This window comes from Shewanella sp. TC10 (assembly GCF_009663145.1).
In the GTDB taxonomy this organism is placed as follows: Bacteria; Pseudomonadota; Gammaproteobacteria; order Enterobacterales; family Shewanellaceae; genus Shewanella.
This window is the reverse complement of record NZ_VKHR01000077.1, coordinates 1-21255: the sequence shown is the minus strand read 5'-3', so window position 1 is coordinate 21255 and position 21255 is coordinate 1. Positions and strand designations below refer to the sequence as shown.

The 21255-nt window shown below is 42.0% G+C and carries 20 protein-coding genes; 10 read left to right on the top strand and 10 right to left on the bottom strand.

Annotated features, from left to right (window positions below):
* Nucleotides 1–337 precede the first annotated feature (337 nt).
* Entirely contained in the window at nucleotides 338–1009 is a 672-nt protein-coding gene (locus FNZ24_RS19640) for a GntP family permease (protein WP_228768552.1), read from the bottom strand.
* 156 nt (nucleotides 1010–1165) lie between these two features.
* Between FNZ24_RS19640 and FNZ24_RS19635 the strand changes: the two genes are divergently transcribed.
* A complete protein-coding gene (locus tag FNZ24_RS19635; protein ID WP_153916497.1) occupies nucleotides 1166–1678 on the top strand; it encodes a gluconokinase in 513 nt (170 codons plus the stop codon).
* A gap of 179 nt (nucleotides 1679–1857) precedes the next feature.
* Here FNZ24_RS19635 and FNZ24_RS19630 read toward each other — a convergent pair whose 3' ends face one another.
* Nucleotides 1858–2730 (bottom strand): cation diffusion facilitator family transporter, encoded by an 873-nt coding sequence (locus tag FNZ24_RS19630; RefSeq protein ID WP_153916496.1) that lies wholly within the window; start codon nucleotides 2728–2730, stop codon nucleotides 1858–1860.
* A gap of 66 nt (nucleotides 2731–2796) precedes the next feature.
* Nucleotides 2797–3306, bottom strand: a complete 510-nt coding sequence (locus FNZ24_RS19625; protein ID WP_153916495.1) for a Spy/CpxP family protein refolding chaperone — start codon at nucleotides 3304–3306, stop codon at nucleotides 2797–2799.
* A gap of 412 nt (nucleotides 3307–3718) precedes the next feature.
* Between FNZ24_RS19625 and FNZ24_RS19620 the strand changes: the two genes are divergently transcribed.
* The 5 genes from FNZ24_RS19620 (at nucleotide 3719) to trmL (ending at nucleotide 9243) form a co-directional block, all read left to right on the top strand.
* A complete protein-coding gene (locus tag FNZ24_RS19620) occupies nucleotides 3719–5131 on the top strand; it encodes a cytochrome C biosynthesis protein (protein WP_153916494.1) in 1413 nt (470 codons plus the stop codon).
* 405 nt (nucleotides 5132–5536) lie between these two features.
* Nucleotides 5537–6373, top strand: coding sequence for a DUF4437 domain-containing protein (locus FNZ24_RS19615; RefSeq protein ID WP_153916493.1), 837 nt, complete (start codon nucleotides 5537–5539; stop codon nucleotides 6371–6373).
* 124 nt (nucleotides 6374–6497) lie between these two features.
* Nucleotides 6498–7184, top strand: coding sequence for a response regulator (locus FNZ24_RS19610; RefSeq protein WP_153916492.1), 687 nt, complete (start codon nucleotides 6498–6500; stop codon nucleotides 7182–7184).
* Entirely contained in the window at nucleotides 7184–8563 is a 1380-nt protein-coding gene (locus FNZ24_RS19605) for an ATP-binding protein (protein WP_153916491.1), read from the top strand. The genes FNZ24_RS19610 and FNZ24_RS19605 overlap by 1 nt, the downstream gene beginning before the upstream one ends.
* Nucleotides 8564–8778: 215 nt before the next feature.
* Nucleotides 8779–9243: a tRNA (uridine(34)/cytosine(34)/5-carboxymethylaminomethyluridine(34)-2'-O)-methyltransferase TrmL gene (gene trmL / locus FNZ24_RS19600; RefSeq protein WP_153916490.1), complete on the top strand. Its 465-nt coding sequence runs from the start codon at nucleotides 8779–8781 to the stop codon at nucleotides 9241–9243.
* Nucleotides 9244–9273: 30 nt separating this feature from the next.
* Here the strand turns inward: trmL and FNZ24_RS19595 are convergent, their stop codons facing one another.
* The 4 genes from FNZ24_RS19595 to FNZ24_RS19580 form a co-directional block, all read right to left on the bottom strand.
* Nucleotides 9274–9882, bottom strand: a complete 609-nt coding sequence (locus FNZ24_RS19595; protein ID WP_153916489.1) for a hypothetical protein — start codon at nucleotides 9880–9882, stop codon at nucleotides 9274–9276.
* 307 nt (nucleotides 9883–10189) lie between these two features.
* The gene (locus FNZ24_RS19590; RefSeq protein WP_153916488.1) at nucleotides 10190–11632 is read right to left on the bottom strand and encodes a M16 family metallopeptidase; all 1443 of its coding nucleotides are present in this window, start codon (nucleotides 11630–11632) and stop codon (nucleotides 10190–10192) included.
* Nucleotides 11629–12957, bottom strand: a complete 1329-nt coding sequence (locus FNZ24_RS19585) for a M16 family metallopeptidase (RefSeq protein WP_153916487.1) — start codon at nucleotides 12955–12957, stop codon at nucleotides 11629–11631. The genes FNZ24_RS19590 and FNZ24_RS19585 overlap by 4 nt, the downstream gene beginning before the upstream one ends.
* A gap of 56 nt (nucleotides 12958–13013) precedes the next feature.
* Nucleotides 13014–14315 carry an amidohydrolase gene (locus tag FNZ24_RS19580; protein WP_153916486.1) on the bottom strand — a complete coding sequence of 434 codons (1302 nt, stop codon included), beginning with the start codon at nucleotides 14313–14315 and terminating at the stop codon, nucleotides 13014–13016.
* Between the two features lie 202 nt (nucleotides 14316–14517).
* Between FNZ24_RS19580 and FNZ24_RS21905 the strand changes: the two genes are divergently transcribed.
* Nucleotides 14518–15990, top strand: a complete 1473-nt coding sequence (locus FNZ24_RS21905) for an ATP-binding cassette domain-containing protein (protein ID WP_153916485.1) — start codon at nucleotides 14518–14520, stop codon at nucleotides 15988–15990.
* Between the two features lie 79 nt (nucleotides 15991–16069).
* Here the strand turns inward: FNZ24_RS21905 and FNZ24_RS19570 are convergent, their stop codons facing one another.
* Both FNZ24_RS19570 and FNZ24_RS19565 read right to left on the bottom strand, forming a co-directional pair.
* Nucleotides 16070–16444 carry a hypothetical protein gene (locus tag FNZ24_RS19570; protein WP_416384855.1) on the bottom strand — a complete coding sequence of 125 codons (375 nt, stop codon included), beginning with the start codon at nucleotides 16442–16444 and terminating at the stop codon, nucleotides 16070–16072.
* A 27-nt stretch (nucleotides 16445–16471) separates the two neighbouring features.
* The gene (locus FNZ24_RS19565) at nucleotides 16472–17074 is read right to left on the bottom strand and encodes a tRNA-uridine aminocarboxypropyltransferase (protein ID WP_153916484.1); all 603 of its coding nucleotides are present in this window, start codon (nucleotides 17072–17074) and stop codon (nucleotides 16472–16474) included.
* Nucleotides 17075–17190: 116 nt separating this feature from the next.
* Here FNZ24_RS19565 and FNZ24_RS19560 point away from each other — a divergent pair, with 116 nt between their 5' ends.
* Nucleotides 17191–18252: a hypothetical protein gene (locus FNZ24_RS19560; protein ID WP_153916483.1), complete on the top strand. Its 1062-nt coding sequence runs from the start codon at nucleotides 17191–17193 to the stop codon at nucleotides 18250–18252.
* A gap of 76 nt (nucleotides 18253–18328) precedes the next feature.
* On the opposite strand, the gene FNZ24_RS19555 is transcribed toward FNZ24_RS19560, so the two are convergent.
* Nucleotides 18329–19537: a multidrug effflux MFS transporter gene (locus FNZ24_RS19555; RefSeq protein ID WP_153916482.1), complete on the bottom strand. Its 1209-nt coding sequence runs from the start codon at nucleotides 19535–19537 to the stop codon at nucleotides 18329–18331.
* A 115-nt stretch (nucleotides 19538–19652) separates the two neighbouring features.
* Here FNZ24_RS19555 and FNZ24_RS19550 point away from each other — a divergent pair, with 115 nt between their 5' ends.
* Together FNZ24_RS19550 and FNZ24_RS19545 are read left to right on the top strand one after the other, a co-directional pair.
* The gene (locus FNZ24_RS19550; RefSeq protein ID WP_153916481.1) at nucleotides 19653–20633 is read left to right on the top strand and encodes a LysR substrate-binding domain-containing protein; all 981 of its coding nucleotides are present in this window, start codon (nucleotides 19653–19655) and stop codon (nucleotides 20631–20633) included.
* Nucleotides 20634–20849: 216 nt separating this feature from the next.
* Nucleotides 20850–21194, top strand: coding sequence for a hypothetical protein (locus tag FNZ24_RS19545; protein ID WP_153916480.1), 345 nt, complete (start codon nucleotides 20850–20852; stop codon nucleotides 21192–21194).
* Nucleotides 21195–21255: the final 61 nt, after the last annotated feature.

The following is a 21255-nucleotide window of genomic DNA, read 5'->3' as shown; positions in this document are numbered from 1 at the left end:
AATCTAGGCCATTTTCAGTAAGTTTAAAACTCGCTTTGGGCTGGTTAATCTTGGCAATACCAAGGATCAAACTCACGCTACCAAAACCAAATAGAACAATGCCTATACCAAATAAACTTTTAGCATTAATGAACAGGATAAGGCTGATAAATAGCGCCAAACCGCCAAAAACACTAAGCGTTATGCCGTTYCTTTTACCGAATGGACTGATTAGTAATGTYWTTGATGCGTGGCGACGCGAACATGTTGGTAAGAGACAGATTGAACTTGCTGAAGATACATTGGCATTGTTCTACGAGGCTGTTGATGTAATTAAACATATTCGACACCCTATGTCTTACGCGAATGAAACTGATGAAATTACACAATTAWCMAACTTCTTGCCTGCATATAAGCCAAACAAATAAGCCCCTATATACCAGGTTGGGATCGCCACTAAAATACCAATCATTAGTAGCATGCCTATGTTCGCCCCAAGCAAATCAGCTGCGGCAACAGGTCCAGGGTGTGGCGGCACAAAAGCATGCATAACAGCGAATGCACCTGCAGATGGCAGTGCGTATTTTAATGGTGAGCCGCCAAAGCGTTTGGCCACACTGAATATAATCGGCATCATCACAATTAGGCCCGCATCAAAAAAGATCGGGAAACCAAATAGCAATGATGCAATACCCAATGCCAGTGGCGCTTTTTCTGCGCCAAAACGGCCAATGAGGCTATCAGCTAATACTTGCGCCCCACCGGTAACTTCTAAAATTTTACCAATCATTGCGCCAAGGCCCACCAACAGTGCAACCGCTGCTAGCGTTCCACCAAAGCCTGACATCATTGTTGGAACAACTTGTTCAGTTGAAATCCCTGTCGCAAGGGCTGTCGATAAACTCACTAATGTTAATGCCACAAAAGCGTGCATTTTGAGTTTTATTATAAGTACGAGTAAAGCAGTAATAGCCGCAGCAGCGACCATTAGTAGATAGGTAGGATCAGCAGATTGAGCTAAAGTGTCCATGGTATGTTCCATCGTTCTTTTAGGTATTCTTTATCAAGTTGATTAAATCTAATCTAGTCAAAAAAAATCAACTCAACGCGGTACTATCACTCAGCTTCGAGATATACTTTCGAAACGGCTAAAGTATATAGATCAACCCTGATTTGAGGTACGTAAATGACCGGTAAAACCATTATTGTGATGGGTGTGTGTGCTTGCGGTAAAAGCACCGTTGGCGAAAAGTTAGCAAATAGCTTGAATGCTAAATTTATTGATGGTGATGATTTACATCCGCGAGCCAATATTCAAAAAATGGCCCGTGGCGAGCCACTAAATGACGATGACAGAGCACCTTGGTTAGAGCGTGTTCGAGACGCGGCTTACAGTATCGAATCAAAAAATGAAACCGCCATTATTGTTTGTTCTGCACTCAAACAGCAATACCGAGACACTATCCGTGAAGGTAATCAGCAAGTGGCTTTTCTTTACCTTCAAGGCAGCTATGATTTGATTTTGGCGCGTATGCAGGCTCGAAGTGGCCACTTTATGAAACAAAACATGGTCGATAGCCAATTTGCTACCTTGGAAGACCCTAGTCAAGAAGACTTAGTGGTGACTGTGAATGTCGATAACAGTATCGATAATATTGTTGCACAGGCTGTCGAGCAATTTAAGCCGCTAGGTTTTTAGGCTGTTTTTCAAAAACCAGACATAAAAAAGCCGCTAACAAATGAACTTGTTGGCGGCTTTTTTGGATTCTATCAAGCTATAAACTAAGCTGATAACAAGGCGAATTTACGCGTCAATAGCGGGTCTATTGCAAGTAAGCCCAACACAGATGCCGGCGCAAAGTGCTGTTTTATATGCATTTAATCTATAGGGTCTTGGTGAATGATCACTTCTGCATTTTCAAACGCATCACACAAACGTTTTTCAGTATTGTCAGTAATCTCATGGGCCTCTCGCAGTAATAGCGAGCCTTTTAATTCAATATGAAACTGAATAAAGGTTGTCTTACCCGCCTGGCGAGTGCGTAATTCATGTAAACCATTCACTCTAGGATCTTGCTTAACAATCTCGACGATTTCTGCACGGGTTTCTTCATCTAACTCACGATCCAGCAGTGACTGAATTGAGCGATAACCTAAATCAAGTGCCTGATGACCAATGTATAACGCAATAAGTACTGCAAATAAACCATCGGCCCACCACCAGCCATACTGCGCTAACACTAAAGCTAATAACACAGCACCGTTTAAGAACAAATCAGACTTATAATGCAGCGAATCGGCTTCCACCACAGTACTGTTGGTTTTAGCTAAGGCCTTCTTTTGCAATAACACCAAAGCAAAGGTCATGATAAGGGCAATGATCGAAACGGCTACACCTAAACCAGCATGAGTAACTTCAACAGGGTTAAAGAGTCGCTCACCGCCATAAAACATCAGCAAGAAAGCAGAACCAAGAATAAAGGCAGATTGAGCAAGAGAAGCTAATGGCTCAGCTTTACCATGGCCATAACGATGATCGTCATCAGCAGGTAAAATGGCATAGCGAATAGCGATAAAATTAACGATGGAAGCTAATGCATCAGCAAACGAGTCAGTTAATGATGCAAGCATACTCGCTGACCCTGAATAGAGCCAAGCGAGTAGTTTTATCAAAATAAGGATTAGGGCTGTTGCCACTGCTGCGCGGCTAGCTAGTTTAACCCAAAAATCGTACTCTGAATCTTTCGTCATAATAGAGGTAATCACGCATCATTTAGCAAGATAGTATCCCTCTATTATAACTGACTCCGTCAACGATTAACGACGACCTTTACCTTTGACTTTAGTAAAACGTGAGTCAAACTTCTCTTTTTGCTCATCTGTCAGTAATTGATAGATTTCGTTTTGCATTTTCATGAAGTTTTTCATGCCTTGTTTCATCTTAAGTTGCTTCGCATCAATAATGGCATCAGCTTGAGCATCGTCGAAATTAGCATTGCTAATCAGCGCTAACATTTCAGCTTTATGTGCTGCACGCTCTTCAGCAGATGGGCGCTCGCCTTTCTCAGCTTTGTACTTTTCAAAAACTGCCTTAACGTCAGTTCTTTGAGTTTCAGTTAAATCTAAAGAGCGAAGCATTTTGCGCACACTCTTATGCATGCTCTTGCCGTGGTGTTTGCCACCATGAGCACGCTCACTTTTCTGTTGAGTTTGCTCTGACTGTGCAGTTGAAGTTGTTGTATCAGCAGCATGAACTTGACCTGCTAAAAGTGCTGAAGAAGCAACAAGGGCTAATAAACTGCTTTTTACTGTTAAACGTGATTTCATAATCTCACCTATATATTTGCTTAATTCATCATGTGAAGAATGGTTACCAGCACGTTGATTAATCAGGTTACATCGCACTGTTAACAGAATTTGGTTTCGCTTTACCAAGCTGACTTATTCAAAATATGTTGAAGTCGTTTTTGGTATGAAGCTAGTTTAGCCAATGCAATGTCAGTTAGGGTTATGTGTCGGTAAAGCTATGTAAAGATCTCATTTCTAGCAGAAAAGAAATTCTATAAAGCAGAATGGGAGCCAGTTCACGTATATCAAAGCGAATCATTTCCATACTGAACAAACTATTAAGTTATGTATCAGAGATAACAGAACAAAGCTCAGTTTGACTAAATCAACACATACTTTAGTGACTGAGATTCTTGTTAACTTTTTTTTGGTGTATTAGTTGAGGTTATGGATGAGCAAGTTTTTCACCCGCATGATGATGTTTTTCTGCCTAATTTTTTCTGTATCGGGCATGGCACAAGCCAATGATTCCGATATTTGGGTCAACAAAACCGCTACCGAACCCTCGGTAAACTTACATTTTTTCTGGTCACAGACCTGTCCCCATTGCCGCGAGGCGCATCCTTTTATTGATGCACTTGCCGAGCGATACAGTTGGATAAACTTGGAAGATTACCTCATTAGCGAGCCTGGCAATGTTGATAAGCTAATGGAAATGGGTAAACAAACCGGTGTTGAGCCTAAATCTGTCCCCTACTTTGCTGTTTGTGGTGAAGCCATTATTGGTTACAACAACCATGATGTGACAGGGCGCTACATATTAGAACGCCTTGAAGCTTGTTACCAAAGAAATGGCGGCACTGCAGATACGCAAGATGTAATGGCTGACTTTTATGAAGATAAAACCACTGCCGATGCACCGCTATTTGAAACCTGTAGCGACGACTCAGATCCAAATAACCCTAGCACTTGTGGTATGGACTTTGGTGCAGAAGCAGGTGAACAATCAAGCATAGATTCAAAGCCTCACGTACAACCAGTAGATATTCCGCTTATTGGTGCTGTGCAGCCTGAAAAAATGTCACTCCCAGTATTAACCCTTGTACTGGCTGGTGTTGATGCCTTTAACCCTTGTGCCTTCTTCGTTTTGCTATTTTTACTCAGTATCATGGTTAACGCTGGCAGCCGAGGTCGAATGCTGTTAGTCGGGGGGATCTTTGTTTTCTTCTCTGGTTTTATTTACTTCATCTTCATGAGCGCTTGGCTCAACCTATTCCAACTTTTGGGAGGCGGTGATGGCGGCTGGATTATCACCGGGGCAGGATTAATCGCCCTAGTTGCCGCCTTAGTGAATATCAAAGACTTTTTCTACGGTAAGGGAGATGTCAGTTTATCCATGTCGGTTGAAAACCGTGGCAGTTTAATTAAGCGTATGGGTAAGTTATCAAAAACCAGTTCACTGCCAACCCTGATATTTGGCTCGGCATTATTGGCCATCATGGCAAATGCTTACGAGCTGCTTTGTACTGCAGGATTTCCAATGATTTATACCTCAGTATTATCAATATCTGGTCTAGATACTATCGAGCGATACATGTACTTAATCGCTTATAACGTGATTTATGTGATTCCATTAGCCATCATTGTGATTGTATTCTCGGCGACATTAGGTAAACGTAAACTCACTAAAAAAGAAGGTGAAGTACTCAAACTGATGTCAGGGATCATGATGTTAGGTCTAGGCAGTATGTTAGTCATTAACCCAATGGCATTACAAAACGTGGTGTTCTCAGTAGGACTTATTGCAGGTTCAATTTTACTGACTTACATCATTGTTAAAATTAAGCGTTTGAAGCAAAAGTAAGCTAATTATTATTTTGCTTATAAAGCGAGCCTAATTGGGCTCGCTTTTTTATGCTCATTAACGAGTGGCAAGTAGAGTCTAATCAGGCTTATTCCTCCTCAGCCCAATATAGACATTTTGAGTATCGTTTTACGGGCATTTCTCAAGTATTGATTGGCAGAAACCAACATCATTAATGGCATAAATTGCCTGATAAAACATGATGTTTATCTCAATTACTCTGTACGGCTTAAGTTCCCAGTTTATTATCAAGAATTTTTTGATACTGTTTCTTGTTATCTGGCCTTTTTGTATTGCCATTCATAGCTATAATTTATTGATACATCGCATTTTTTATTAAATGTGCCTTTTATTAAATGTCCCTAAGACAGGTTATTACAATCACTGTCTACTGAGAGTTTAAATATGAATTTATCCAACCTTGCACTTACCATTTCTCTTTTAGGGAGTGCTTTTGCCACTCAAGCATTAGCTGATACCGCGCCGCTACAATCAGAAGTTATCACTCAAAGCGAAATTCAATGGGGATATTTAAACCCGCTGCGTGGCGATAAAAGTCCAGGTGCTGCTAACCTTTGGGGTGATCGCACTAAAAATGTCCCAACAGGCATGTTGGTCAAATTCAATAAAGGCTTCTCGTCGCCACCGCACATTCATAACATTACCTATCGTGGTGTGGTGATTGAAGGTCAAATGCATAATGACGACCCTGATGCTGCCACTATGTGGATGCCTACTGGTTCATTTTGGACTCAACCTGCTGGCGAAAACCACATCACATCAGCCAATGGAGAAGCCAATATGATTTTCTTAGAAATCGATAGCGGCCCTTATCTTGTTAAACCATCGGATCAGCATTTTGATAGTGGAGAAAAGCCAATTAATCTTCATGAATCAAACCTAGTTTGGTTAGATCAAACTGATGTGACATTTGTGGATGGAGATAAAGCTCAAGTCACTTCACTCTGGGGAAGCAATAAAGCTGGTGAGCTTGGCGGAGCCATGGTGAAACTTCCTGCTGGATTTAAAGGCACTATTAATACTGATGCGCAGGAGTTTCGCGGAATAGTCATTAAAGGCGCCGTTGAATATCAATCTGTAGAAACAAACAAGAGCAAAACACTCGCAGCAGGCAGTTACTTTGGTTCTACGGGAAAGTTTGACCATGAAATAACAGTTTCTGAAGGCGGGGCAAGCATCTACATTCGCACTGATGGTAAATATAGCGTGTCAACTCGGTAAAAAGCATGCCAAGTAACCGTTTCGCTGAGTATCAAGGATTACTGCAGTGTAAAAGAGTGCAATGTTACTAAACTTGGTTCCTCATTCGTTATATAGTGTGGTTAATTAATGAGTGAGGATCCAAATGAGTCGAATTTTATTAGTTGATGATGACGCTGGCTTATCAGAATTACTAGCCCAACTTCTTGAACTAGAAGGGTTTGATTTAACCCAAGCATTTGATGGTCAACAAGGCCTAGACTATGCCCAAAACCAAGATTTTGATCTAATCCTACTTGATGTCATGTTGCCAAAGCTTAACGGCTTTGAAGTCTTGCGTGCACTCAGAACCCAAAAGCAAACCCCTGTGCTAATGCTGACTGCCCGTGGCGATGAAATTGACCGTGTGGTTGGCCTTGAGATTGGCGCTGACGATTACCTGCCGAAACCGTTTAATGATCGTGAACTTATCGCTCGTATGCGTGCTATTTTACGCCGTTCAAGCCTGACTCAAACAGAGAGCAATGAGCGTGATGTAGTGACATTTGGCGATTTAAGCCTAGATCAAGCCAGACAAGAACTGTCATGTAATGACCAATTGATTATTTTAACTGGCACAGAGTTTTCTTTACTGCACAGCTTAATTACTCAAGCAGGTGACTTAGTCACTAAAGAGCAGCTAAGTGAAACTGTATTAGGTAAAAAATTAATGCCATTTGACCGTAGCTTAGATATGCATTTATCTAACTTACGCAAGAAGTTACCTGAACGTAGTGATGGTCGCCCTAGAGTGAAAACCATCCGTGGTAAAGGCTATATTTGGATCCCGTAATGACCTTGTTTTCTTCAATAAATCGTTTATTTGTTAAATTACTACTGGGCTTTTGGTTATGCAGTTCGCTGATCATTGCTTTTGTGGCTATATTGCCTTTTTTGCAGCAAAGCCATGATCAACTGCCTTTAAGTGACAAACAAAAGCACATCTTAAAAAGAACCGCAAAACACTTTATTGAAGATCCAGCGTTACTGGAAAACTCAAGAGCACTAAAACGCCTTAATCGCCATCGCGGCCCGGACGGTAAGTACCTCAAATTTTATATTCTCGATGAGCAAGGTAGAGTATTAAACCACACCAAAGTGCCGCGTACCTTTCGTGAATTTCTATTGCTTAGTGAAGAACATGATACGCCCATTAGCCATCAGTTTCGTACCGAGTTGATCTTTGGCCCCTATACCTTCACTGCTGGTGACAACCAGTATCGGATATATAGTCGTGTACCAGATAATCACCCGCGACCTTGGTTTTTCTTTTTTAACGACAACAAGTTGCTCACAGCACTGATTGCGATGCTCATGTCTGGGGCGCTGTGTGGATTGCTTGCTTGGAACCTAGGTAAGCCACTACGCTCACTGAAACAAAGCGCCAACGCCCTTGCCAGCGGTGACTTGTCCAGTCGAGTCGATAAGAATGTTGCATCTCGCGGCGATGAAATTGGCGATCTTGCACAAGCCTATAACAGCATGGCCGATGCAATTGAAACCATGATCCATAACCAGCAACGTTTAATGGGAGATATTTCCCATGAACTGCGTACCCCGTTAACAAGATTGCAGTTATCACTGGCCCTTGCCCGTAAAAAGGAACAAGGCAGTGTCGAGATTGAACGAATTGGTTATGAAGCTGAGCAATTAGAAGATTTAATTTCTGAGTTACTCACTCTGTCCCGAGTGACGATTAGTAACAGTGAAAATAAAGTCCACCTTGAACTAGCTGAATCATTAAGCCAAATTCTTGATGATGCAGAGTTTGAAGCTGAGCAGCAGCAAAAGCGTTTAGATATTGATATACCTGAATCTATCAGCTTAGATCATTACCCTAAGTCCTTATCTCGTGCTATTGAAAACGTGCTACGTAATGCTATTCGTTATGCCGACAGTGCTGTGAGTATTAATGCGGTGCAGCAACAAAATCAAGTGCACATCACCATCAGTGATAATGGCCCGGGTATTAAAGAAGCTGAACTTAAAGAAATATTTAAGCCTTTCTATCGCCCTGATAGCGCGCGAGATCGTGAATCTGGTGGTTGGGGATTAGGCTTAGCCATTACCCATGCAGCCATTAAATTAAACCAAGGCCAAATCAGAGCCAGCAATATTGCCCCCCATGGGTTACAAGTAGAGATCACTTTACCTATTTTAATGCAAAGCTAGTTCTATACCCATGTTACCTCAAGATGCTTTGTCAGGCACAAGCTCGGATAACAATGCAAGGCGAAAGCTAAGCGCTTAAGGCTGCCAATGGGCAGCCTTTTTATTTGTTCGATTTTGCTAAGCCCATAGCTCCTCACTAAGTGATTATTTTCATTACTTTGCCAAGCTAAGATGTTTGCGTATAATTCCGAGCTCATTCCATCAAGGTATCACTCATGTTTAATATTGCGCTATATGAACCAGAAATCGCCCCAAACACCGGCAATATTATTCGCCTATGTGCTAACAATGGCGCTAAATTGCATTTGATTGAACCACTGGGATTTGATTTAGAAGAAAAGAAACTTCGCCGAGCTGGGTTAGACTATTCTGATTTAACCAATATCACTCGTCATAAAAACTTTGACGCATTTTTAGAAGCGATGGCTGGTAAGCGCATCATGGCTTGCACCACTAAAGGTAGCCGCCCACACAGTGAACTTGCTTTTGAAAAAGATGATGTGCTGTTATTTGGCCCTGAAACCCGTGGCCTACCAATGGAAATCATTGAGTCAATTCCAACAAGCCAACGTTTACGTATTCCAATGGCTGCCAGTAACCGCAGTCTAAACTTATCCAACTCAGTCGCTATTATCAGCTACGAAGCATGGCGTCAGCTTGATTACGCTGGTGCAGAATAGTAACACTGGCTTAGATTTACTGACTTAGGCTTACTGGCTTAAGTTTACTGGCTTAGACTTACTGATTGGGCTTAATTCAATTGCACGGATCAGTTGATATTGCTCGCTATCATCATCGAGATAGTGAGCGCTTTGACGCCACAGCCAAGTAGTAGCGCTTTGCTCAGAACCACTTGGCCCCTGCTTTGCCGCAACTGAAGATCTTGGTTCAAACCTCAAACGGATTAATGCGGGTCGCTGGTTCAGTTTTCCCTTGCCCAAAAAAGTAAAACTATCGCCGCGCTGATATAAGCTAAATAACTGTTCACGATCTTCACCAACGCCATCAGTATAAGTCAGCAATACCTCACTGCCCTGCGCCCTAAACCACCAGACTTCACTATTGGGGTTACTGTCACCACGGCTCACCGTTAGCATTAAGTTGCGCTTATCTGATGAACAAATCGCAGAGGTTGTCACTTCTCTTGGCGCTACACCATGTTTAGCTGCAGAACCTTGCCAGTCCCCATCGAGTACAGGGCAAAATTGACTGATATCAACCTTGGCAGCAGCGGCAATTGGCGAAACGATGACAGCGACTAGCATCACTACTAGTGCAGTAATCGATGTAGCTTGTGATAAACGAGCTTGATGCAACATGAACAACTTGACCCTTTCTTAACAGGTTAACTAGCAAGAACACTTTTTACTAGCAAGAACATTATTCTATTAGCAAGAACACTATTTTATTTCGACGAATATTTCAAACTTACTCATCCACTGCAAATAATGATATTTAATAACGGTCTTTAAACAGTCAGCTCTAGCAGTGATTATTAGCAATGAGCTGTACGCGACAATTAAGTCATCATACTTGAAGCATAAAAAATGCCCTTCACTTGAGATGAAAGGCATTTTATTTAAGCACTAGGTTAAAGCAAAAACTTAGGCGAAGAGTTAGCTTCTATTACTTACCAAAGCCTACATCCGTCATATTAATTTGAGTCACTTCACCGTACTCTTTAGCAATGTCAGCCACTTTGGCCGCGTTACCAATCAGTACAAACTGCAAATTCTCTTGAGGGAAGTAAGTGCTAATTAAACGTTGGGTTTCTTCAAGTGTTAACCCATCAACCTTAGCTTGAAACTCATTAATAAATGAATCATCAAACTTGTAGATATACATGTCTGCCATCAAGTCAGCTAGCTGACCGCCAGTTTCAAACTTTGGCGGGTATTGACCTTTCACATAAGCTTTCGCTGAGTCTAAAGTGGCTTGATCAATTCCTTGTTCCCACAAACGAGCATAGGTTTTTAACGCTAGATCCATGGCTTCTTTAGTGGTGCTAGTTTTGGTAAAGGTACTAACTTGAAACATACCTGAATCAGAAAACGCACTAAAACCAGAGCGAGCACCATAAGTCAGACCTGCATTGACACGTAACTCATCGTTTAGCCATGAAGTAAAACGGCCACCAAGAATGGTATTGACCACAGTGAGCCCAACATAATCTGGGTTATCACGACGAATACCTAAACCACCAAAAATGAATGTGGTTTCAATTGCGTCAGGCTTATCCACAAGCAGGACTTTACTCGATGTTAAGCTAGGTAATCCTTGGCTTAAATCAGGTTGCACTGCTTTTTCAGTGCCTTGCCACCCCCCAAAAGCTTGGGTTAATTTCGCTTTCATTTCAGCAGCGTCGAAGTCTCCGACGACATTAATGGCCATATTACTTGGCTGATAATAGCTTTTATGGAACGCACGCAACTGAGCAATATTAATCTCTGCTAACGATGTGCTATTACCAGTAGTTGGATTAGCGTAAGGGTGCTGGCCAAATACCATCTTAGTGTAATATCTGCCAATCACAGCGCGTGGGCTTTCTTTCGCTTGAGACAAGCCGACAATCTCACGCTGTCTGAGCTTTTCAAACTCAGTGCTATCAAAGTCAGGCGACATCAATACATCTTTCATTATCGCAAGAATGGTGTCGGCATCTTTACTCATGAAATCAGCGCCAATCAAGGTGCTTTCGCGGCCTGAAGCGGTATTGAGGCTAGCGCCTAAAAAGTCGATAGTCTGCTCAATTTCAGCTTTGGTTTTACCACCAGCGCCAAGCATTAAACTCTTGGCTGTCATGTACGACACACCTGAAGTGGTATCGTTAACCGCACCGGCGCGCACAACCGCATTAATATTGATAATCGGTACTTCAGACTGCACCATAAAGTTTACTTTAAGGCCGTTTTCTAACGTCATCGATTCGTACTGCGGCATACTAAAGCTGCCAGTATCAACCGTTTTAGCGCTGTCGTTGGTACTCACACAACCCGTTAAGGCTAACGTGCAAGCTAATGCAATAGCTGAGATTGTGGTGTTATTACTAAATCTTGGAAGTGAAATCATTGGTCAGCTCCTTCTGTTGCAGCTAACACACCCACTGTGCGATTGGCCTTACGTAAATAGGTTTGCGCTACACGTTGAATATCTTCAACGGTCACTTTGTTATAAGCTTCCGGTGCACTGAATAATTTTTCATAGCTACCAAAATACAACTCATAACGCCCTAAGGTATTAGCGCGGCCATTAATGGTTTGCATGGTGCGATAAAAATCCATCAATTTAATATTCTTAACCTTTTCAAGCTCTTTTTCGGTGACGCCTTCTGTACTGATACGGTTAATTTCAGCGATTAAGTTAGCTTCTAATTGCACTGCATCCACCCCCGCATTGGCCACGCCCATGAAGTAAAACAAATTCGGGTCAAATGACATTGGTAAATATGAGAACACGTTTGCGGCAATTTGCTTGTCGACTAAACCTTGATAAAGGCGTGAGCTATTACCTTCACTAAAAATCGTATTCAATAAATCAAGGGCATAATAATCTTCATGTTGAGTTGAAGGCACATGGTAAGCCAGCATCACATTGGGTGTGCTTACCGAGGCTTTCTCAACAAATACGCGGCGCTCACCTTTTTGTAAAGGTTCTACGGTGCGCACAGCTTTTGGCGGGGTTTGTGCTGGGATAACGCCAAAGTATTGCTTAGCGAGTTTTTTAACCTCAGCGACTTTGACATCACCAGCAATCACTACCACGGCATTATTCGGTGCGTAATAGGTTTTATGATACTGCTGTAAGTCTTCTAAACTCCAAGCTGCAATATCAGACTCATGTCCAATCACTGACCAGCTATAAGGGTGTGCTCTAAATGCCACGCCTTTCACTTCTTCTTGAATGGTACGCCAGTTAGAGTTTTCAAGACCTGTGGTGCGCTCAGATTGCACGACACCACGCTCGCTTTCAACCATTTCAGGGTTAATATCTAAATGGGCGATACGGTCAGCTTCTAGATCAAAAATGGTTTCTAGAGCGTTCGCAGGGAACCAGTCGGTATACACTGTGATGTCTTCAGTGGTGTAGGCATTATTGGCTCCACCAGCGGCTTCCATCGTGCGATCAAACATTTTAGGGCCGTACTTTTTAGAACCGTTGAACATCATGTGTTCAAAAAAGTGCGATATTCCAGTAATACCAGGGACTTCGTTACGAGAACCCACTTTCCAAAATAAATACATGTTAGCGTTAGGGATACTGCTATCTTCTAACACCATAATTTTCATGCCATTGTCTAACGTAAACGTGTTTACATCTTCTTGAGTTGTGGCGTTGGCTGTCACGCTCACCCAAGTTGTCAGTAATACCACTAACGCGGTGATTCTGCGCTTCATGATTGCTTCCTTTTTATAAATCGTAAAATACGACGATTAGTTAACCTGAATTCGGCTTATTTACTCGCGCCTAATGCTGTTAAGGCAAGTTGAGTCATGGTTTGCACACCAACTTTTAGTGCACTTTCATCCACATAAAATGACGGTGAATGATTGCTCGCTACCGTGGCAGGATCTTTTCCTTCGGGTGTCACCCCAAGAAAATAAAACAAACCTGGGGTTTCTAGGGCGTAATATGAAAAATCTTCTGCACCAGTGATCAGTCCTGGTTCAATTAAGTTCTCAGCGCCAACCACACCACGAATAACAGGGCGCATATCAGCCACTAGTTTCGGGTCATTGACGGTGACAGGATAACCCGCATCGATCTCAGTAATTGCTGTTGCGCCTAATGTTTTAGCGGACAGCTCAGCAATTTCAGCCAGCTTAACTTTAATCTCAGCGCGCATATCTTGATCAAAGGTACGGATAGTACCAATCAGCTCTACTTCATCAGGAATGATGTTTGAACGAATGCCGCCATTAATGGCGCCAAAGCTCACTACAGCAGGGGCTTTAGTCACATCGACTTGACGGCTAATAATGGTTTGTACGTTATTAATGATTTGCGCTGATGCCACAATAGGGTCAACACCGCCCCAAGGGCGAGAGCCATGAGTTTGTCGGCCTTTAACCGTAATGGTAAATGAATCTTCAGACGCCATCGCAGGACCTGAACGCAAACCAATCACCCCTGTAGGCAGACTTGAAGTCACGTGCATACCAAACACTTGTTCAGGTTTACGTTTAGCAAATAAACCTTCTTTAAGCATTAATTCTGCACCACCTTCTTCACCTTCTGGCGCGCCTTCCTCTGCAGGCTGGAAGATAAACATCACATCACCAGCAAGGCTTTGTTGAGAGTTAACTAAATTTTCTGCCACACCCATTAACATGGCGACATGGGTGTCGTGACCACAAGCATGCATAACGCCAACGGTTTGGCCACGGTAGGTATCTGTGGCTTTTGATGCAAAAGGTAAATCCACTTCTTCTGTCACAGGTAGCGCATCCATGTCAGCGCGAATGCCAATAAGCGGACCAGGCTTGGCGCCTTTTAATATCGCTACCACCCCTGTATGCGCTATGCCGGTTTGCACCTCTAAACCTAAGGATTCAAGATGAGCAGCAATAACTTTACTGGTTCTAAATTCACGATTAGATAATTCAGGATGCTGGTGTAAGTCGTGGCGCCACTCAATCACTTTTTGTTCAACATCCGCTGTAAGCTTTGCGGCATCAGGGGTTTTAGCCAATATTGATGGGGTAAAAGTAGCAGAAAGTGTCGCAAGACACAGTGCGAGAGTCGTAAGGCGCATAAATCATCCATGGTTATTATCGTTTTTGTTGCATTTCAATCTACAGGGTCTGGCCGAAGTTGTTAAATAGTTTGTTAAACCAAGCCTTAAGAAATTGTTTCGATTTGTTTACTTAGTGAACCGTTCACTTTATAAAGAAGCATGAAATTGAATCGAAACCTGCAAATTAAAGTCAGATGAATGGAAGTTAAGGGTCCCGTGAATGGAAGTTAAGTTTAGTCAGTTTATTGCTAAAAGCGGCAGTGTCAGCCTTGATATCCCAGATTGGCATATTCAAGATCAGTCATGGGCGGTATTCTGCGCTCATAACGATATTGGCTCTATTATTGGCGATTTACTGTGTGAGCCTGATAACCCTAGCCATATCGCTGATATCATTTCAGGCCGCCTAGATAAATCTTCGAATCGCATTGCTCAAGTGTCGTTAACTGAGCAGCAAAGGTTATTGGCCTTAGAGCTTGAAGATGATGATACCGACTTTGTTAATGTCGTTGATAAAGGCACCACTGTGATGGCGCTAATTAACCAGCAAGTTAATCCGTCTAACAAAAACAGAGATGTATTAGTTAACTCGTTACTCACTGAACTCGATTTAACTCATTTAAAAGATCGCGGTTTTCGAGAACTATCCACCGGTGAAACTCGCCGGATTATGCTGGCTCGCGCCATTGCATCACAACCCGACTTTCTTGTACTAGATAACCCTTTTACAGGTTTAGATGTTGACCATAGGCAATCTTTAGCGGCATACCTTGCTCAACTCAGTATCCCTATGATGGTAATATTTTCTCGCGAAGAAGATATGCCTCAATGGATTGAGAAAGTGGCTATTTTCAGTCACGGAAAACTAGACAGTTTTATGGGTAAAGCCAGCTGGAACAGTCATCCGGTTATTGGCCAAATTAAATCTCAATCGAAAGTACAGAGCGAGTTAATGCTGGCGCTGATGCAACGTCACCGTCATCAAAGTCAGTTTGCTGATCCTGTATTTGAACTTAAAAATGGCAAAGTTGCTTACAGTGATAAAACCATTTTTACTGACGTGAATTGGCGTATTAATAATGGCCAACACTGGCAGGTCAAAGGGCCTAACGGCTGCGGCAAAAGCACCTTGTTAGGCTTGATATTTGGTGATCACCCACAATGCTATAGCAATGATATTCAAATATTTGGTAAGCAGCGCGGCAGTGGCGAAACCATTTGGGAAATCAAACAACACATAGGTATGGTTTCTTCAGCATTACATCTGCAATATCGTGTTAATTGCAGCGCGATTGATGTGATTTTATCAGGCTTTTATGACTCAATTGGCTTATACCAACAAGCCAGTGCAAAACAGCAACAAATGGCTCGGGATTGGCTAACTATTTTGCACATGGAAGCATTGGCAAACACCCCCATCAAACAACTTGATTATAGTCAGCAAAGGTTATTACTTATTGCTAGAGCACTAGTAAAACAACCCACATTGCTGATCTTAGATGAGCCCTACCAAGGGCTAGATTACTTGGGGATAAGGTTAGTGAGAAATACCCTTGAGTTGATAGCACGAGAAAACTTAAGCCAATTGTTATATGTCTCTCATTATCATGAAGACCGTTTAGCTAGCATCAATAATTTTCTCGAGTTTGTCTATGATGAAGACACAGATGGCTATAAAGCCGTGTTGTTCTAACTAAAAGCTAAGCTAAGTTAAGTTAAATTAACTATAAAATGAGCTAACTTAAACTAAGCCAGCCTGTGGATGCTGGCCATTATTGCTCTTCAATTTTGCGCTCTTTTGCCGCTGCTTCTTTGGCTTCACGTAGATACTTATCAGCGCGAGACTCACGCTCTTTAAACTGGGCTTGAGACTTCTCTATTTGTTCTTTTTCCCATTCGCCTGACTCTTGGCGTTCTAGCACTTCTTGTTCTCGCGACTGAGTATCATTGGCGGCTTGTCGCGCTTTTTCTAATTGTTCCTGCTCAGTTTTTTTGGAGTCAATTCGGCCTTGGTCGGCTTGCTGAGATAGCGTCAATCTAGGTTTATCACTGGCAGTTGCAGGTAAGCACAATGCCATCAGCAATGTGGTAATAAGCGCCATAGAGGTCTTATACAACCTTAGTGGATTTACGGTTAAATTCGACATGCTGTTTAGCTTCCCTGTAATTGAGTCTTACTGTTCCTGTTCATACCGCGCGCGCACTGCTGCGGGCATCGCATCTAGCTTATGTTGCACCATAGCATCAAAAGCTGCAAACATAGGCGCTATATCCAATGTGGGACTAATGGCTTGCAACATATAAGCGGTGGCTTCAAGGGTTGATAAACTGTCACTGCGTTTAGCTTTACGAATACGGTATTGCGACACCCCTTCAAACTCAATATGCAGCGCAGGTAACTCCAATAACCATGGGTTAAGCTGAAGCATTTTAAACGCTTTTCGCCAAGTGCCATCAATCAATAAAATAATACACTCTTCAGGTGCGCCGGAGTCAGCAGCGCTTTGACTGGTTTCGTTGGGATACACCAGATAAATAGGCTTAGAGGATTGCTGTAAATATGTTTGCAGATCAGCAAAATCATCTGCCGTTTCCCCAACCATCACTTTTGTCGCTGGCAAGGTTAAACACAATAATTTAACTGTGTTTTTGGCATGCTCTACTTCTGAAGGATGCTGCAGCACAATCACTTCAGTTTTAACATTCATTGTTGTCACACTGCTACATATACAAGCCGATTGAGGATATGCGCATTGAGGACAATAGGTTCTAGCCATTTGGTTTGTAGCCTATTGAAATAAAAGAAACTATGTGTAATATGGAAACACTAAATTAGCTAAAGCAGTTTATATTTAGTCTTTAATAGGAATATATTTTAACTCAAGGAAGAATTATGACCATCAATAAGTTATCACTTTCAGTGATACTTTGCCTTGTAAGTTGCGCCTCATTTGCAGAGGACACTACATCACCTACTTCTAATATCGCAAATAACTTTCATCATGAAGCCGAAATTGGTTTTCTTGATACCAGTGAAAGTTCAGATGGTTTAGCGAGCGGTAAATACAGTTATTATTTTCAAGGCGTAGACCAAACCGATGTACCGCTTGAACTTGCACCATATTTAAGCCAATCATCTGTTGTTTCTGCTCGTTACGCTACAACAGAGCATCAAGACCTATATGTCCTTAAGGGTGAGTATATTTTCGATTCGCGCTTTTTTATTGGTGGTGCTTATTCTCTAATAACAACAGAACGAGATTGGTTTGATTATTATGATGAAGATCAAGATACCTATGAAATCAATGCTGGTTACTATTTTAACCCATATACTAAATTAACCTTGTCATACTCAACCTATGAGCAAACTTCAAGTACATCAGGCACAGTGCCTTATACTAGCTTAACCACTGGCAACACAGAAAGTAATTTAGATCACAATGGGTTTTCAGCTAAATATGAACATTACTTACCGTTTGAGGTTACTTCAGGCTTGATGCTAACAGCAATAGCAAGTTACGCAAAAACGGAAGAGGAATTCAATGGAAACAGCATTTATCCTATTGATAATGTAAATAATGATTATATATTTGCGACTAGCTATGTGAACAGCGACCAAAAAATAAAGGAAACTCAATTAGCAATTAATGCAGATTGGTATGTCACAAACGCTTGGGCTGTGGGTATTGGCTATGAATTTGTAAATCATGACTACGAAGGATCATATAATCGCTTAATTCAACCTGTTAATGACTCACAGGGAGACTATGAGCATTACAATGAGAGCTATAGTAATAACTACAATGACTCTGATAGCTTCAATTATTTTAAAATCGGCACGAGTTATTTCTGGAATTTTTCTAAATACATTTCTGCTAGAGCTCTGATAGAACAAGCCTATGTAGACAGTGATTCAAATACCTCCTTCGGTGTCGCCATTAACGCTCGTTTCTAATACCAAAACAGAGAAACAACAATGCCGCTGGGTATTAATCAGCGGCATTTTGTTAAATCACATGTGTGCTAATGGATTAATGCTCTGGCTGCACTTGTTCCATATGCCAATGGCTTAGGCTTTTTAGTGACATCATCACCAGTAGTAATAAAGACAAACCACCCATTAAAAAGGCTACCGCATACGGGGCGCTAATGTCGGTCATTTGTACTAAACCTGCGAGTACTGATGCACCACTCATTTGAATACAACCTAACATTGCTGCAGCGGTTCCCGCACGTTCACCAAAGGCTGATAACGCCATAGATGTAGCAGGGCCAAGCAATACTGCAAAACCAATACAAAGCAGCATCATAGGCAGCATAAAGGCAAAACCTGCTGCCAGACCCGCTTCTGGGCCAGCTAGTTGCATCACTACTTCAATGATTGCAGCCAACAACATCATTGCTAAGGCTGCAATTACTGCTGGTCGATTACCAATATGCTTAACTAATACTGGCGCGGCAAAACAGGCAGCAATATTAACCGCGGCGTTTAAGCCAAACAAGCCACTAAAAGCAAGCTCACTAATACCTAAATGACCAATTAACCACATTGGCGAATAAGATACATAAGTAATAATTGACGCCATCGCGACCATACAAGTGCTGGCGTAAAACATGAAATGTGCATCACCTAACACAGGTTTATAACGTGCCCAGCGATAAAGTGCACCACTAGTATCGGTGTTTTCAGGTCGGGTTTCAGGGAACTTCAATAAGACGATAGCTAATACGACAATCGCATAAAGCGCCATAAAGATGAAGGTAGAACGCCAGCCAAACTGCAAGGCCAATAATCCACCTAAGGTCGGAGCAAGTGCAGGGATCACACAAATAGCCCCGTTTAAATAGCTATACATTTTCACGCTTTCGCTACTGTTGTAGCAGTCACGAACTGCACTAAAGACCACAATAGAGGTTGAACACGCCGCTAAGCCTTGAAGTACACGGGCAATCTGCAGTACTTCAAACTCAGCAGCCATCGCGCCAATTAGACTGCTGATGCCATACAAAACAATACCAAATAGTGCAATTGGACGGCGGCCAAATCGGTCTGCCAGAGGCCCTATCAAAATCTGTCCAAGCCCCATAGAAAACAAGAACAACACCAGTGTTGACTGTACTTGGCTACCACTTACCCCATATTCAATGGCCATTGTTGGCATTGACGGTAAGTAAATATCGATGGCTAATGGGCTAAGTAGCACCATAAACATCAGCGTTGGCAGCAAGTTACGTCTCATTTTCTTTATACTCTTTCTTTATCTAGGTGTTAATTATGGAGCGCATTTTAGACTACTCATGGTATGAATAGAAATGGTATAATTTCCAAAGTAAATTTCCTTTAAGGAATATCACATGAATATTGATAATCTGGCTAAAATTGACTTAAACCTGTTGGTGATTTTACAAGTTCTGCTCGAAGAGCAAAGCGTCACCCGCGCAGCGAGTCGGTTACATTTGAGTCAGTCTGCCTTAAGTAAAAGCCTTAACCGCTTAAGGCTGACACTGGACGACCCTTTATTTCAGCGCACTGCCCATGGCTTGAAACCAACCGCTCATGCAGTCCAGTTAGGTCATCAACTACCACAAATTTTGCAAACACTGCATCAACTCACGCAGCCGCCCACCTTTGTACCAGCCAGTAGCCACCAGCATTTTTCATTCTCTATGGTCGAGAGTGCCTATGAAACATTACTTCCTTATTTCATCGGCAGAATTTTACATGATGCACCCAACGTCAAACTCGACTCTTATGTCTGGACTGAAAAATCGATGCAAGATTTACAGCTCGGCCAAATAGATTTTGGCATTGCAGGACGTGATACACACCCTCAAGCAGATTTGAAAATCGAACAACTTCCAGATGGCATAGAGCACCAAACATTATTCAAAGATAAACAAGTCTGTTTAGTGCGCAAAGATCATCCAATGTTAGACGCGATCCGAAACAAAAAATGGGACTTAGATAGCTATTTGAGCATGTCGCATGTGCAAGTTCGGTGTGAAGGCAACGATTGGTGGGCCTTGGATTATCATTTAGCAGACTTAAACTTACGTCGCCGAATCAGTACCACAGTGCCTGATTTTTATGGTGCAGCCAGTATTTGCGCCCATAGTGATTTAATTTTTACCCTGCCATCGAGTTTTTCTAGGCATGCAGTAAAACTGTATCCCCTTGAGGAAATTCCACTGCCGTTTGATTTTATGCCGATGGCTTACGTGTTGTTATGGCACGAACGTAATAGCCAAGCTCCAGGGCATTTGTGGCTACGAAACATCATTTGTGAAAGTGTCGCTACAGCAGTGAAACAAACCCAACTCGAAATACTAGAATAAGCTTCATAAATTGTAAGAATAAACACATTTGTGATGTTCAAACCTCATTATAAGTAGCAATCATGATCAAACATTAATCAGGATTAACGTGACGTTAATAGTGCTTTTATTGCACACTGATGGTGTCATCACTGTAAATAGTGATTTTATGAAAGGCTAAAACTGTATCCATCGCCATTTTGATACACGTTCAGCCAGCTTAATTGAGGAACATCAATGAACTTTAATCAGTTTGTAAGTCAAGCACAGGTCAAACAGCGCGTTGGCACTATGCACCCATTTTTAGCACTACTGTCGATAATTGCTATCGCACTGACCACGATTGTATTGCTACCATTTTTATTGGTATTCGCTCTAGTGAGCTTTATCGGACTTAACTTACTAAGCCGTAAATACCTAGCACCTAAAATGCAGCCAATTTTCGGAAACCGTTCACAGCAAGATGAAGTGTACCGTGATAATCCAAATGTAGAGCGTGAACAGTCCTTGTATAAATCAGAGATGTTTAAGCGATCAAGTCCTTCATCTGGCGGCCGTACTTTCGAACATCAAGCAGACTAAACAATATAGACATTTAGTTTAATTGATGGATTAAAACAGCCKAGGAAAGGCTGTTTTAATC